15 protein-coding genes are annotated in these 15,081 nt (G+C 61.9%); all 15 read left to right on the plus strand.

The window, feature by feature from the left end:
- The first annotated feature begins 5 nt into the window (after positions 1 to 5).
- The 15 genes from pilW (at position 6) to AC1PPL_RS14275 (ending at position 14,995) form a co-directional block, all read left to right on the plus strand.
- Positions 6 to 833 (plus strand): type IV pilus biogenesis/stability protein PilW, encoded by an 828-nt coding sequence (gene pilW, locus AC1PPL_RS14205; protein ID WP_479973560.1) that lies wholly within the window; start codon positions 6 to 8, stop codon positions 831 to 833.
- Complete coding sequence (locus tag AC1PPL_RS14210) at positions 826 to 1,800, plus strand: RodZ domain-containing protein (protein ID WP_479973561.1); 975 nt, start codon at positions 826 to 828, stop codon at positions 1,798 to 1,800. The genes pilW and AC1PPL_RS14210 overlap by 8 nt, the downstream gene beginning before the upstream one ends.
- Complete coding sequence (ispG, locus tag AC1PPL_RS14215) at positions 1,801 to 3,078, plus strand: flavodoxin-dependent (E)-4-hydroxy-3-methylbut-2-enyl-diphosphate synthase (protein ID WP_312564003.1); 1,278 nt, start codon at positions 1,801 to 1,803, stop codon at positions 3,076 to 3,078.
- A 97-nt stretch (positions 3,079 to 3,175) separates the two neighbouring features.
- A complete protein-coding gene (hisS, locus tag AC1PPL_RS14220) occupies positions 3,176 to 4,465 on the plus strand; it encodes a histidine--tRNA ligase (protein WP_479973562.1) in 1,290 nt (429 codons plus the stop codon).
- A 13-nt stretch (positions 4,466 to 4,478) separates the two neighbouring features.
- Positions 4,479 to 5,156, plus strand: coding sequence for a YfgM family protein (locus AC1PPL_RS14225; protein ID WP_479973563.1), 678 nt, complete (start codon positions 4,479 to 4,481; stop codon positions 5,154 to 5,156).
- A 20-nt stretch (positions 5,157 to 5,176) separates the two neighbouring features.
- Positions 5,177 to 6,304, plus strand: a complete 1,128-nt coding sequence (gene bamB, locus AC1PPL_RS14230; RefSeq protein ID WP_376748811.1) for an outer membrane protein assembly factor BamB — start codon at positions 5,177 to 5,179, stop codon at positions 6,302 to 6,304.
- Between the two features lie 19 nt (positions 6,305 to 6,323).
- On the plus strand, positions 6,324 to 7,667 hold the full coding sequence (der, locus tag AC1PPL_RS14235; RefSeq protein WP_479973564.1) for a ribosome biogenesis GTPase Der: 1,344 nt from the start codon (positions 6,324 to 6,326) through the stop codon (positions 7,665 to 7,667).
- 77 nt (positions 7,668 to 7,744) lie between these two features.
- Positions 7,745 to 7,996 carry an RNA chaperone Hfq gene (gene hfq / locus AC1PPL_RS14240; RefSeq protein ID WP_011804607.1) on the plus strand — a complete coding sequence of 84 codons (252 nt, stop codon included), beginning with the start codon at positions 7,745 to 7,747 and terminating at the stop codon, positions 7,994 to 7,996.
- Positions 7,997 to 8,059: 63 nt separating this feature from the next.
- Positions 8,060 to 9,238 carry a GTPase HflX gene (hflX, locus tag AC1PPL_RS14245; RefSeq protein WP_088887359.1) on the plus strand — a complete coding sequence of 393 codons (1,179 nt, stop codon included), beginning with the start codon at positions 8,060 to 8,062 and terminating at the stop codon, positions 9,236 to 9,238.
- Between the two features lie 51 nt (positions 9,239 to 9,289).
- On the plus strand, positions 9,290 to 10,645 hold the full coding sequence (gene hflK / locus AC1PPL_RS14250; RefSeq protein ID WP_011804609.1) for an FtsH protease activity modulator HflK: 1,356 nt from the start codon (positions 9,290 to 9,292) through the stop codon (positions 10,643 to 10,645).
- Between the two features lie 9 nt (positions 10,646 to 10,654).
- Positions 10,655 to 11,560, plus strand: a complete 906-nt coding sequence (hflC, locus tag AC1PPL_RS14255; RefSeq protein ID WP_252101119.1) for a protease modulator HflC — start codon at positions 10,655 to 10,657, stop codon at positions 11,558 to 11,560.
- A 29-nt stretch (positions 11,561 to 11,589) separates the two neighbouring features.
- Complete coding sequence (locus tag AC1PPL_RS14260; RefSeq protein WP_103737220.1) at positions 11,590 to 11,769, plus strand: DUF2065 domain-containing protein; 180 nt, start codon at positions 11,590 to 11,592, stop codon at positions 11,767 to 11,769.
- Between the two features lie 75 nt (positions 11,770 to 11,844).
- A complete protein-coding gene (locus tag AC1PPL_RS14265; protein ID WP_252101118.1) occupies positions 11,845 to 12,993 on the plus strand; it encodes an ATP phosphoribosyltransferase regulatory subunit in 1,149 nt (382 codons plus the stop codon).
- Between the two features lie 29 nt (positions 12,994 to 13,022).
- The gene (locus AC1PPL_RS14270; protein ID WP_479973565.1) at positions 13,023 to 14,399 is read left to right on the plus strand and encodes an adenylosuccinate synthase; all 1,377 of its coding nucleotides are present in this window, start codon (positions 13,023 to 13,025) and stop codon (positions 14,397 to 14,399) included.
- Between the two features lie 71 nt (positions 14,400 to 14,470).
- Positions 14,471 to 14,995, plus strand: coding sequence for a phosphoribosyltransferase (locus AC1PPL_RS14275; RefSeq protein ID WP_123675227.1), 525 nt, complete (start codon positions 14,471 to 14,473; stop codon positions 14,993 to 14,995).
- The last annotated feature ends 86 nt before the right edge of the window (positions 14,996 to 15,081 follow it).

Genomic DNA, 15,081 nt, shown 5'->3' on the forward strand with positions numbered 1-15,081 from the left:
CTTTCATGGCGAAGTGGCGGATCAATCACGGCGGGTGGCATGCGATGGCGGCGATCGGCATTGCCGTTGTCGTCTCGGGCCTTGCCGGTTGTGCCCACCAAGGGGCCTCCGATGCCAATGGTGCCGTGGCGGAATCCGCGTCCGGCGGCGGCGAAGCCGACGTGCGTCGCCGTGCACGTATCCGGCTGGAGCTGGCTGCGAACTACCTGCAAATGGGGCAGACCACCGTGGCCATGGAGGAGGTGCGGCAGGCGATCACGACCGATCCCACGTATGCCGACGCCTACCACCTTCGCGGCTTGATATACATGAACATGGGCGACCTGGCGCTCGCGGAAGACAGCCTCAAGCGCGCCCAAGGCATGAAGCCTTCCGATCCAGACATCATGCACAACTATGGCTGGCTGCAGTGCCAGCGCCAGCAGTACGACGTCGCCAATCAGATGTTCGAGCGGGCGCTTGCCGTGCCGAGTTACAAGGCACGCAGCAAGACGCTGATGTCCCAGGGCCTGTGCTACCAGCGGGCGGGGCGTCTTGCAGAGGCCGAACAAGCGCTGAAGCAGGCCTATGAGATTGATGCGGGCAACCCGGCGGTGGGGTACCACTTGGCGGCCGTGCTGTTTGCGCGGGGCGAGGCCAAGCGGGCGCAGTTTTATGTCCGTCGCGTGAACAATGGCGAGTATGCCAATGCCGAGTCTCTGTGGTTGGGTGTGAAGATCGAGCGCGTGCTCAAGGAGTTCGTGGCCATGCGCCAGTTGGGTGATCAGTTGCGCAAGCGCTTCCCCAACGCAAAAGAAACTCTGGCATTCGAACGGGGGGCCTTCGATGAGTGAGCCCATGGGCGCCGCTGGGGGGATTGATCACCGGATGCAGGATCACGGCACTGAACCTGCGGGCGGCGTTACCGCGGGGCAGTTGCTGAGGCAACTGCGCGAATCCGCAGGGGTCCATGTTGATGTGCTGGCCGGAACGCTGAAAGTGCCCGCGAACAAACTGCATGCGCTGGAAGCGGACCAATACGACGCATTTCCCGACGCCGTCTTCATGCGGGCGTTGGCGTCGGGCGTCTGCCGGACCTTGAAGGCCGATGCTGCGCCGGTGCTCGCATTGCTGCCCCAGAGCGGCCCCGTGCAGCTTGTGGTGGACAAGGGACTCAACGCGTCTTTCAAAGACCCTGGTCACCGGTTCATCAAGGGGGGAACGCTGGAGCGACCCAAATCGCGCATGATGGGCGTGACGGTTGCCGCGCTGTTGGCCGCCGCGGTGGCCATCGCCTTTCTCCCGAAGGGCAACGACAGTTTGCCGGTCGCCAGCAGTCCGGAGGCGGTAACACCGCCACAGCGCGCGCTCGAAGCCACGCAACTGGACCCGGTGACTGCTGCGGTGCCCTCAGTACAAGAATCCGTTGCCTCAGGGGGACAGGCAACCGCTCGGGCAGAGCCATCTTCTGCTGCGGTGGCCTCAGCGGCCCTCGCCGCATCGACCCCCGCTGCGGCGGTGGAGCCGGCCCCATCCCACGGCGTGACCAACGAGGCCGGAGTTGACGCCAAGGGCACCGAGGCTTCGGGCGTGCTGGTCATTCGCGCCCGGGGAGAATCCTGGATTCAGGTGCGCAACGCCGCGGGCGGCGTCGTGCTGCAGAAGATCCTGGCTGCGGGCGAGAGTGTTTCCGCGGCGGGTAGCCCTCCCTGGTCGGTCGTCATTGGCAAGGCGGATGCCACGGAGGTGGTTGTGCGCGGCCAGCCCATGGATCTGAATGCGATTGCGCGCGAGAACGTTGCGCGTTTCGAGGTGAAGTAAATGAATATCTCCGGCACAGCCGCACCGATCGCTATGGCACAGCCCCAGGCACGCCGCTCGCGGCAGGCACGCATCGTCTGGGGCAGCCGGGTGGTCACGGTGGGTGGCGGCGCACCGGTGCGGGTGCAGTCCATGACCAACACCGACACGGTGGATGCGATCGGCACGGCCATCCAGGTCAAGGAACTGGCGCAAGCGGGCTCCGAGTTCGTTCGCATCACGGTGAACACGCCGGAGGCCGCAGCGGCCGTGCCCTACATCCGTGAGCAGCTGGACCGCATGGGCGAGACGGTGCCGCTGGTGGGCGACTTTCACTACAACGGCCACCGCCTACTGACGGAATTTCCCGACTGCGCACAGGCATTGTCCAAGTACCGCATCAACCCGGGCAACGTGGGCAAGGGCGACAAGAAGGACAAGCAGTTCGGCCAGATGATCGAGGCCGCGGTGCGCTGGGACAAGGCCGTGCGCATCGGCGTGAACTGGGGCAGCCTGGACCAGGAGTTGCTGGCCGAGCTGATGGATGCGAACAGCCGCCGCGCCCAGCCGTGGGATGCGCGCCAGGTCATGTACGAGGCGCTGATCACCTCCGCCATCGAATCGGCGAAACGCGCCGAGGAAATGGGCCTGAGCGGCGACCAGATCATCCTTTCGTGCAAGGTCAGCGGAGTGCAAGACCTGATCTCGGTGTACCGTGAACTCGCGCGCCGCTGCGACTATGCGCTGCACCTGGGTCTGACCGAGGCGGGCATGGGCACCAAGGGTATCGTGGCGTCGACCACCGCGCTTTCGATCCTGCTACAGGAAGGCATTGGCGACACTATCCGTGTGTCGCTGACTCCGCAGCCCGGCGAGGCGCGCACCCAGGAGGTGGTGGTGGCCTCCGAGATCCTGCAATCGCTGGGGCTGCGCGCGTTCGTGCCCAGCGTGACCGCATGCCCAGGCTGCGGCCGTACCACCAGCACCACATTCCAGGAGCTGGCCAAGCAGATCGACGATTACCTGCGTGCGCAGATGCCCGTATGGCGGCTGCGCTATCCCGGCGTGGAAAAACTCAAGGTGGCCGTGATGGGCTGCATCGTCAACGGCCCGGGCGAGAGCAAACATGCCGACATCGGCATCAGCCTTCCCGGCACGGGCGAGGCGCCCGCCGCCCCGGTGTTCATCGACGGCGAAAAGGCCATGACCCTGCGGGGCGAGGGCATCGCGCGAGAGTTCCAGGATATCGTTGAAGGCTACATTGCCCGGCGTTTCGGCAACGGCGCAGGCACACAGTGAAGTGTGCGCAAGTTTGCTATAAATATTATAGCTTATAGCGCTTGATGGATAAGCGCTAGAGGCTGATTTGATTCAAAATCACAAACAATAGAACAAGATGCAGAAGCTGGTTGCCATCAAGGGCATGAACGACATTCTTCCGCCCGATTCGGCGCGCTGGGAATGGCTGGAGGACAAGGTGCGCACCCTTATGGCGCGCTACGCTTATCGCAACATCCGCACGCCCATCGTCGAGCCTACGCCGCTGTTCGTGCGCGGCCTGGGCGAAGTCACCGACATCGTCGAGAAGGAGATGTACTCCTTCGAGGACCGGCTCAACGGTGAACAGCTGACGCTGCGCCCCGAGGCAACGGCGGGGGTGGTGCGTGCGGTGGTAGAGCATTCCATGCTCTACGACGGCGGCAAGCGCCTGTACTACATGGGGCCCATGTTCCGGCATGAACGGCCACAGCGCGGCCGCTACCGCCAGTTCCACCAGATCGGTGCTGAGGCGCTGGGCTTTCCCGGCGCGGAAGCCGATGCCGAGATCATTCTGCTGGCGCATGCGCTGTGGGCGGAACTGGGGCTGGAGAACGTGCGGCTGGAATTGAACAGCCTGGGGCAGCCCGACGAGCGCCGCGCCCACCGCGCGGCGCTGATCGCATACCTGGAGCAGCACATGGATGTGCTCGACGAGGATGCGCGCCGCCGCCTGCACAGCAATCCGCTGCGCATTCTCGACACCAAGAATCCCGCGATGCAGGCGCTGGTGGAAGGCGCCCCGCGGCTCATCGACTTTCTAGGCGAGGCGTCGCTGCAGCATTTCGAGACCGTCAAGGCGATCCTGGATGCCAACGGCGTGGCCTGGAGCCTCAATCCCCGCCTGGTCCGCGGGATGGACTATTACAACCTCACGGTATTCGAGTTCGTGACGGACCAACTGGGCTCGCAGGGCACGATCTGCGGTGGGGGCCGTTACGACTATCTGATCGAGCAGATCGGCGGCAAGTCCGCTCCGGCTGTGGGCTGGGCGCTGGGGGTGGAGCGCGTGCTGGAGTTGCTCAAGGAGCAGGAGGCGCAAGTGGCCCGACCAGCTGCCGATGCCTATGCCGTAGTGCCCGACGCGTCAGCCCTGCCGGTCGTCATGGCTACCTTGCAGCGGCTGCGTGCGCAGGGGGTGTCGGTGCAGATGCACAGCCCCACCACCGCAGGCGAGGGCATGGGCAGCATGAAATCCCAGTTCAAGAAGGCGGACGCCAGCGGCGCACGCTATGCACTGGTCTTCGGCGCCGACGAACTGGCCCGCGGGGCCGTGACCGTCAAGCCGCTGCGGGATGGCGGCGAGCAGGCGGAGCGCCCGCTGGCGGCGCTGGCCGAATGGGCGGCCACCCTACAATCCTCGCGCTGAACGGAACCACAACATGGCCAACAACTTCGACCTTCAAGAACAAGAACAGCTTGAGCAGATCAAGCACTTCTGGAACACGTGGGGCACGCCCATCACCTGGGTGTTGATTGTCATCATGGGGGGGCTTGCCGCCTGGAACGGCTACCGGCTGTGGCAGGGCCGCCAGGCCCAGCAGGCGACGGCACTGGCCGAGGCCGTGGAAATGGCCGTGCAGGCGGGTGACCTTGCGCGCGTGGAGCAAGCCGTGGGCGACTTGAAGTCGAGTTACGGCGGCACCGCGCAGGCGGGGCAGGCAGGCCTTCTGGCTGCCAAAGCGCTGGCCGACGCTGGCAAGTGGGACGCCGCCAAAAGTACGTTGGTTTGGGTGGCCGAGAAAGCGTCTGATGAGGGTTACCAGGCCTTGGCCCGGCTGCGCCTGGCCAGCGTCCTGATCGAGCAAAAGGCCTACGACGAGGCCTCGGCACAGCTGTCGGGGAAATTCCCCGCAGAGTTTGCCGCTACGGTCGCGGATCGCAAGGGTGATGTGTTCGCGTTGCAGGACAAGAAGCAGGAAGCCATCGCCGAGTACCGCCGCGCCTACCAGGCTTTTGACGAGCGTGTGGAATACCGCCGCCTGGTGGAAGCCAAGCTCAACGCTTTGGGTGCACAGGTGGAGACGGTAGCCTCCGCTACGTCGGGGGGCGTGCAATGAGCCAGGCACGTAGTCATGCCATGAGGGCGCTGACCGGCGCCTCTTTGCTGGTGAGCCTGCTGGTGATGGGAGGGTGCTCGTTGTGGGGCGGCACGCCGAAGCCGAAGCCGGCGGAGCTCGGCCCCAACGTGCCTGTGCTGGGAGTGCGTCAGGCGTGGGTGTCCCAGATTGGGACGCAAGAAGGCCTTGAGCTCGACATGCACGTGGAGGGCAGCGTGGTGACGGTGGCCTCTGCCAATGGCGATGTGGCGGCCATCGATGCACGCACGGGGGGCGACGTATGGCGCACGCGCCTCAACCAGCCGCTTGCCTCGGGCGTGGGAAGTGATGGACGCTGGACGGCGGTGGTGTCGAAGGGCAATCAAGTTATCGCACTGGACGGCGGTCGGGAGATCTGGCGCAAGCCGTTGCCCGCCCAGGCTTATACGGCGCCGTTGGTCGCGGGCAAGCGCATCTTCGTGCTGGCGGCGGATCGCTCCATTTCCGCCTTCGACGCGGCGACTGGCTACCGGCTCTGGAGCCAGCAGCGGCCGGGTGAGCCCCTGGTCTTGCGCCAGGGCGGTGTGCTGATGGCCGTGGGTGACACCCTGGTTGCGGGGCTGTCCGGCCGTCTGGTCGGCTTTAATCCCGACAACGGCGTGGTGCGCTGGGAGGCGCCCTTGGCCAGTCCGCGCGGCACCAATGACGTCGAGCGGCTGGTGGAGATCGTTGGCCGTACGAGCCGTGTGGGCGACAGCCTGTGCGCGCGGGCTTTCCAGGCCTCGGTGGGTTGTATCGATGCATCCCGGGGGACGGTCTCGTGGACGCAGCCCGCCAGCGGCGGCGTGGGCATCCACGGGGATGACACCATGCTGTTCGGCACGGAAAGCAACGGAACAGTGATTGCATGGCGACGCACTGATGGGTCCCGCGCCTGGACATCGGACAGGCTGCAGTTCCGCAAGCTCACAGCGCCCTTGGTGCTGGGGCGTTCGGTGGTAGTGGGTGACGATACAGGGCTGGTGCACCTGCTGTCCCGTGAGGACGCCGCACCGCTCAACCGCCTGACGACCGATGGCTCGGCCATTGCGGCAGCCCCGGCGGTGGCGGGCGACACCTTGGTGGTGGTGACGCGCAAGGGCGGCGTCTACGGCTTCCGTCCGGACTGATAGGGATATAGGACATAGGATGAAGCCTGTCATCGCTTTGGTGGGGCGGCCCAATGTGGGCAAGTCCACCTTGTTCAACCGTTTGACCAAGTCGCGCGATGCGATCGTGGCCGACTTTGCCGGCCTCACGCGTGATCGCCACTATGGCAATGGGAGACAGGGCAAGCACGAGTACATCGTCATCGACACCGGGGGGTTCGAGCCCGATGCCTCCAGCGGGATCTACCGCGAGATGGCCAGGCAGACCCAGCAGGCCGTGGCGGAGGCCGATGTCGTGGTTTTTGTCGTGGACGTACGCGGAGGACTGTCCGCCCAGGACCACGACATTGCCAACTACCTTCGCCGCCTGGGCAAACCCTGCGTGTTGGCCGGCAACAAGGCCGAAGGCATGCAGGACAGCATGCATCTGGCCGAGTTCTATGAGTTGGGCTTGGGAGAGGTGCACCCCGTATCGGCGGCGCACGGCCAGGGTGTGCGCAGCCTGGTGGATCTCGCGCTGAAGCCGCTCGCGTTGCCCGAGATTGAGGAGGAGGATGCGGCTGCCGAGAAGAATGTCATCCGTCTTGCAGTGGCAGGGCGTCCCAACGTGGGCAAGTCCACACTGATCAATACCTGGCTGGGCGAAGAGCGTCTGGTGGCCTTCGACATGCCCGGCACCACGCGCGATGCCATATCGGTCCCTTTCGAGCGCAACGGGCAGAAGTTCGAGTTGATCGACACGGCGGGCCTGCGACGCAAAGGCAAGGTGTTTGAAGCGATCGAGAAATTCTCGGTCGTGAAGACCCTGCAGGCCATCGAGTCAGCCAATGTCGTGCTGCTGCTGCTGGACGCCACGCAAGGAGTGACGGACCAGGACGCACATATTGCCGGCTACATCCTGGAGAGTGGTCGCGCCGTAGTGATCGCAGTGAACAAATGGGATGCGGTGGACGACTATGGCCGGCAGCAGCTGGAGCGTTCCATCGAAACGCGTCTGTCGTTTCTAAAGTTCGCGCCGTTGCACTTCATCTCCGCGAAGAAACGGCAGGGCATTGGGCCGCTGTGGTCATCCATCATCCAGGCGTACAAGTCTGCCAACCGCAAGATGCCTACGCCGGTGTTGACGCGCCTGCTGCAGGAGGCGGTGCAGTTCCAAAGCCCCAAGCGCTCGGGTATGTTCCGGCCCAAGATGCGCTATGCGCACCAGGGCGGCATGAATCCGCCGGTGATCGTGATCCATGGGAATTCGCTGGAGCATGTCACGGACGCCTACAAGCGCTTTCTTGAGACGCGTTTTCGCAAAGAATTTGACCTCGTCGGTACGCCGCTGCGTATCGAAATGAAAACCTCCAGCAATCCTTATACGGACAAGCAGAACTCCTGAGCCCCTGGACGGCGTATGGCCGTCTGGCTGTGGTAAGGTGCTGGTTTACAACAACATTTTTGAACACGGAGAATATCGTGAGCAATAAAGGTCAGCTTCTTCAAGACCCCTTCCTGAACGCATTGCGTCGGGAGCATGTGCCGGTTTCGATCTATTTGGTGAACGGCATCAAACTGCAGGGTCAAATCGAATCCTTCGATCAATACGTCGTGCTGCTGCGCAATACCGTGACGCAGATGGTGTACAAGCACGCCATTTCCACGATCGTGCCTGGTCGTGCCGTCAACTTCTCGACTGCGGAACCCGCCGCCGACGGGGACAACCAGTAAGCCCCTGCGGCAGTTCAAGGCTGCGCCACGGCGCAAGCATTGCGCATCCCAGGGCACGCAGCCTTGAGTTCCCATTCTTCTCCTGACACGAAATCCACGCCTGTTCTATTGGTAGGCGTGGATTTTGGTTTGCCCCATTTCGATGCCGAACTCGAAGAGCTTGGCTTATTGGCCCAGACTGCAGGCTTGAATCCTGTCGCGCGGCTGACGTGCAAGCGAAAGACGCCTGATGCGGCGCTGTTCGTGGGTAGCGGCAAAGCCGATGAGATCCGCACTCTGGCGCAGATGCATGGCGCGAAGGAGGTGCTGTTCGACCAGGCGCTGAGTCCGGCGCAGCAGCGGAATCTGGAGCGAAGCCTGGAATTGCCCGTCAATGATCGCACGCTGCTCATTCTGGAGATCTTTGCCCAGCGCGCCCGCAGCCACGAGGGCAAGCTGCAGGTGGAGTTGGCGCGTTTGCAGTACTTGAGCACTCGACTTGTGCGGCGCTGGTCGCACTTGGAGCGTCAACGCGGGGGGATTGGCACACGGGGCGGACCGGGCGAAACACAAATTGAGCTCGACCGTCGCATGATCAGCGAAGCCATCAAGCGCACGCGGGAGCGCCTGGTCAAGGTCAAGCGCCAACGGGCGACCCAGCGGCGGCAGCGGCAGCGGCGCGATACATTCAATATCTCGCTGGTGGGCTACACGAATGCGGGCAAATCCACGCTGTTCAATGCATTGGTGAAGGCGCGAGCCTACGCAGCGGACCAGTTGTTCGCCACGCTGGACACCACCACGCGTCATCTTTATTTGGGCGAAGCCGCGGGTTCGGTGTCCCTGTCCGATACCGTGGGCTTCATTCGTGATCTGCCGCACGGGCTTGTGGATGCGTTTCAGGCCACGTTGCAGGAGGCCGTGGACGCGGATCTGCTCCTGCATGTGGTCGATGCCGCCAACCCCGCCTTTCCCGAGCAGATTGCACAGGTGCAACTGGTTCTTGGTGAGATTGGCGCCGCAGATATTCCACAACTCTTGGTATTCAACAAATTGGATGCCCTCACGCCCGAAGTGCGTCCTAACGTGCGGCAAGATACCTATGAACTGGATGGGCGGCCTGTACCGCGGATTTTTGTCAGTGCCGGCCTTGGCGAAGGGGTGGCTGACTTGCGGCAGCTATTGGCAGACATGGTTCAGAAGTCACTTTCGTCAGGCATGCCCCCTGTGACGGCGGCTGAATTGAAGGGCGAGTGGGACTGATTGGGCACAATGCTGGTGTTCTATTGCTATTGAGAGTACGAGAATTCGCGCATGAACCTTCTTAACCGGGCCTCTCGCTGGGCCGTGCTGCCTGAGCGTATTCGGGGGATGTTCAATCTCAACGATCCTCGTTGGGGCCGTGGGGACGATAAGGGCGAGGGTGGACAGCGCCCTGATTCGGAGCGCCCTTCTCCGGATAACTCACAGCGTCCACGTGGACGTGACCAGAATCCTTCGGGACAGCCGCCGGACCTGGATGAGTTGTGGCGTGATCTGAACCGCAAGCTGGGTGGGTTGTTTGGCGGCGGCGGGTCGCGTGGTCCAGCTTCTGGTGGCGGCAATGGTGGTTTCCAGCCAGACATGAAGAACGCGGGGGTTGGCGTGGGATTGATCGCCGCCATAGCGGTGCTGATCTGGCTGGGCACTGGCTTTTTCATCGTGCAAGAAGGCCAGCAAGCGGTGATCACCCAGTTCGGCAAGTACAAGAGCACGGTCAACGCCGGCTTCAATTGGCGCCTGCCTTACCCCATTCAGCGCCATGAACTGGTATTCGTGACCCAGATCCGGTCCGCTGATGTGGGGCGGGATAGCGTCATCAAGAGCACGGGGCTGCGTGAGTCCGCCATGTTGACCGAAGACGAGAACATCGTCGAAATCAAGTTCGCAGTGCAATATCGTTTGAATGACGCGCGTGCGTGGCTGTTCGAGAGCCGCAATCCGGCCGAAGCCGTGGTTCAGGCGGCAGAGACGGCGGTGCGCGAAGTCGTGGGCAAAATGCGCATGGATACCGCCTTGGCGGAAGAGCGGGACCAGATTGCTCCGCGCGTGCGCAATCTGATGCAGACCATTCTGGACCGATACAAGGTCGGCGTGGAAGTCGTTGGCATCAACCTGCAGCAAGGGGGGGTGCGCCCTCCTGAGCAAGTACAGGCGGCTTTTGATGACGTGCTCAAGGCGGGCCAGGAGCGGGAGCGCGCTAAGAACGAAGCCCAGGCTTATGCCAATGATGTGGTTCCGCGTGCCACGGGTACGGCGTCCCGCTTGATCGAGGAGGCGGCAGCCTACAAGGCGCGCATCGTGGCGCAGGCGCAGGGTGACACACAGCGCTTCAGCGCCGTCCTTGCTGAATACCAGAAGGCGCCGCAGGTGACGCGAGACCGCATGTATCTGGAGAGCATGCAGCAAATTTACGGCAATGTGACCAAGGTACTGGTGGAGTCGCGGCAAGGATCCAACTTGCTGTACCTGCCGTTGGACAAGATCATGCAGAGCGTTTCACAGCAGACTTCGGCGGCTGCGGCGACCGATACGCCGCCAGCGACAGTCCCTCCTGCCGCGACCTCTCAATTTCCCGGCGATTCTCGGTTGCGTGATGCCAACCGTTCGCGCGAACGTGAGTCCCGATAGGAGAGCCGTGTGAACAGAATCGGATTTATCGCATCGACAGTTCTGTTGTTGCTGGCATTGCTCAGCTCGATGGTGTTCGTCGTCGACCAACGCCAGTTTGGCGTGGTGTACGCGTTGGGGCAGATCAAGGAAGTCATCACGGAACCAGGGTTGAATTTCAAGCTACCTCCACCTTTCCAAAACGTTCGCTACATCGACAAGCGTCTGCTCACGCTGGACAGTTCAGACACCGAGTCGATGCTGACAGCCGAGAAGCAGCGCGTGGTGATCGATTGGTATGTGCGCTGGCGCATTACCGACCCATCCGAGTACATCCGCAATGTGGGACTGGACGAGAACGCAGGTGCACTGCAGCTCAATCGGGTGGTCCGCAATGCATTTCAGGAAGAGGTCAACCGTCGCACCGTCAAGGAGCTGCTGTCGCTCAAGCGCGATGCGCTGATGTCCGACGTGAAACGGGAAGTGCTGGAAGCTGTGCGTGGCTCCAAGCCTTGGGGTGTCGATGTCGTGGACGTGCGCATCACGCGGGTCGACTACGTAGAAGCGATCACGGAGTCCGTCTATAGACGCATGGAAGCGGAACGCAAGCGCGTTGCGAATGAACTGCGCTCCACGGGCGCGGCGGAGGGGGAGAAGATTCGCGCAGACGCAGACCGGCAGCGCGAGATCACCATTGCCAATGCCTACCGTGACGCCCAGAAGATCAAGGGCGAGGGTGATGCGGAAGCTGCGCGTCTGTATGCGGAGGCATTCGGCCGTGATCCTCAATTTGCACAGTTCTACCGGAGCCTCGAAGCTTACAAGGCGAGCTTCAACCGCAAGGGCGATGTCATGGTGCTGGATCCGGCGAGCTCTGAATTTTTCAAGGTATTCAGAGGCGGGACGGGTAACGCATCTGCGGCCCCCCGCCGCTGATGAGCGACTGATGGCGGTGGTCGGCTTCCATGAACGGGTTCTGGATCGCGTTGGGTTGGGTGCTGGTCATCGAAGGGCTGCTGCCCTTCTTGTCACCTGGTGGTTGGCGCCGCATGTTCACGCAGCTTTTGCAATTGCGTGACGGCCAGATTCGCTTTTGCGCGCTGTTGGGGCTGATCGCTGGCGGCGCCATTCTGCTGCTCGCGTAGCCTGGCCGCTTTCGGTCCCGGGGTGGGGCTTATCCATGCCGGTAGAATCAACGTTTTAACAGCCTGCCCCATCCCATGTCTGCCTGGGTCCTGCCGGATCATATTGCCGATGTCTTGCCTTCCGAGGCGCGGCACATTGAAGAACTTCGCCGCGGACTGCTCGATACGGCACGCAGTTACGGTTATGAGTTGGTCATGCCTCCTTTGCTGGAGCATCTGGAATCACTGTTGACGGGCACTGGCGAGGCGCTGGACCTCCAAACGTTCAAATTGGTGGACCAACTCTCGGGTCGATCTCTCGGCTTGAGGGCCGATACGACCCAACAGGTCGCACGCATTGATGCGCACCTGCTCAACCGGCAGGGGGTGGCGCGTCTATGCTATTGCGGCCCAGTACTGCACACGCGTCCCGATCGTCCGCACGCCACCCGAGAGCCCTTGCAGTTTGGAGCCGAGATCTACGGTCATCCAGGTATCGAGGCGGATATCGAAGCAGTGTTGCTGTCGTTGGAGTGCTTGCGCAGTGCCCACGCACAGGAGGTGAGCGTAGATCTGGCCGACGTCCGTATCGTGCGCAGTCTGCTTGCAGGACTTCCTGTCGGTATGCATCAGCTCGCCCACGTCCACGGTGCGCTTGCTGCCAAAGATGCCAGCGAATTGGCGTCGTTGACGCGCGATTTCCCGTCTGCATCGCGGGAAGGGTTGTTGGCACTGTTGCAGCTGTATGGCGATGCAACAGTGCTGAATGAGGCCGAAAACTTGCTGAAGCCCTTTCCTGGTGCGCGCGAGGCGCTATCAGATTTGAGGGCGATTGCAGCACGAATGGACGGTGTGCGGGTCACATTTGATCTGGCAGATCTGCGGGGTTATGCCTATTACAGCGGCGCGCGTTTTGCGATTTATGCGCAGGGCGCCAGTGATGCGCTGGTGCGAGGCGGCCGCTATGACGAGGTCGGCGCGGTCTTCGGCCGTAACAGGCCAGCCGCAGGCTTTAGCTTGGACGTGAAGCAGCTGGTGGGTGTGGTGTCGGCTCCGTCATTGCGTGCGGCCATCCGGGCGCCCTGGGGCGATGGTGGTGCGCTCAGTGCTGCCATTGCTACGTTGCGTCGTCAGGGCGAAACCGTGGTGTGTGTGCTGCCGGGGCACGGCAGCGAAGTGGACGAATTCCACTGCGATCGGGAGCTTGTCCTGGTGGATGGCAACTGGGTCGTAAAGGCGATTTGAGTTTCTTCAGCATTTGAATCGGGTTTGACATGAAAGCAAACAAGGGTCGTAACGTTGTCGTGGTCGGCACCCAGTGGGGCGATGAAGGCAAAGGCAAACTGGTTGATTGGCTGACTGAGAGCGCCCAGGGGGTGGTGCGTTTTCAGGGCGGGCACAACGCTGGTCACACGTTGGTCATCAACGGCGTCAAGACGGCGCTGCACTTGATCCCCAGCGGGATCATGCGCCCGGGTGTCAAGTGCTACATCGGCAACGGCGTCGTTCTCTCGGCAGGCAAATTGTTTGAGGAGATCGAGGGGCTCGAAAAAGCGGGCGTCGAAGTGCGCTCGCGTCTGCGCGTCAGTGAAGCTTGTCCATTGATCCTGCCGTTCCATGCGGCGCTGGATGTGGCGCGTGAAGCGGCGCGTGAACACGGTGGCGCCGAGAAGATTGGTACCACGGGCCGTGGTATCGGACCGGCCTACGAGGACAAGGTCGCTCGCCGTGCCCTGCGGGTACAAGACCTCAAGTATCCAGAACGCTTTGCCGCCAAGCTGCGCGAATTGCTGGCGTTGCACAACCATGTCCTCAGCACCTTCTTGGGTTCGGCCAATTTTCAGTTTGGCGATGCACTCAAGCCCTACATCACGGGCGGGCAAGTGCAGTTTGAGCCGGTCTTTGAGGAGGCCATGCGGCATGCAGAGATGCTCAAGCCCATGATGGCAGATGTCTCGCGTGAACTGAACGAAGCGCATGCCGCGGGCGCAAATCTGCTGTTTGAGGGGGCCCAGGGCACGTTGCTCGATGTGGACCATGGCACCTATCCCTATGTCACGTCCAGTAACTGTGTGGCGGGTAATGCGGCAGCGGGGTCGGGCGTTGGCCCGGGGCATCTGCACTACATCTTGGGGATCACCAAGGCATATTGCACGCGTGTGGGGGGAGGGCCTTTCCCGACCGAGCTGGACTGGGAAACGCCTGGAACACCGGGTTATCACATGAGTACAGTGGGCGCCGAAAAAGGGGTGACGACAGGGCGCAGCCGTCGCTGCGGTTGGTTTGATGCCGCACTCCTCAAGCGTAGCGCGCAGGTCAATGGTCTTTCAGGGCTCTGCATCACCAAGCTGGATGTCCTGGACGGGTTGAGGGAACTGTCGCTGTGCGTGGGATACGAGTTGGACGGTGAGAGGATCGATCTTCTGCCAATGGGTGCAGAAGAAATCGCACGTTGCGTACCTATTTACGAGAATATTGCTGGTTGGACGGAATCCACCGTGGGCGTGACTCGCTATGAGGACCTGCCGCCCAATGCACGCCGCTATCTGGAACGTATTGAGCAAGTGACGGGGGTGCCTATCGCAATGATCTCGACCAGCCCAGACCGTGATCACACGATCTTGATGCGCCATCCCTACGCGGCGGACTGACGGCATAGTGGGGTAGTTGGAGTGTGTCACCCGCTGTTAAGGCGATTGTTGCTATCAATTCAGGAGTTAGTATGCTGACGGAAGACGGCAAGCATTTGTACGTAAGCTACGACGAGTATCACAACCTCATAGAGAAGCTTGCGCTAAAGGTGCATCAATCCGCATGGCAGTTCGATACGATCCTGTGTCTTGCACGTGGCGGCTTGCGACCTGGGGATATTCTGAGCCGTATCTTTGACAAGCCTTTGGCCATCATGTCCACGAGTTCTTATAGAGCAGAAGCTGGGACAGTCAAGGGACACTTGGACATCGCTCGCTTCATCACGACTCCCAAGGGGGAGATCGCTGGCCGCGTGCTACTCGTGGATGATCTGGCGGACTCGGGCCACACCTTGAATGCTGTGGTGGAAATGCTCAAGACCAACTATGCCCCTATCACGGAGCTACGTAGCGCGGTGATTTGGACGAAAGGGCTGTCGACTTTTACGCCTGACTATTCGGTGGAGTTCCTTCCCACCAACCCCTGGATACATCAGCCCTTTGAGGGCTATGACAGTCTGACGCCCGAAAAACTGCTTGAAAAGTGGCAATGGTGAGTTGTTGGACAAAAGTAGGGAATTTGTTGATATACTGCGAGGCTTGCTGCACTACAGAGCTGTTCTTCGGGAAGTGATGTGGATGT

Source organism: Diaphorobacter sp. B2A2W2 (assembly GCF_056730635.1).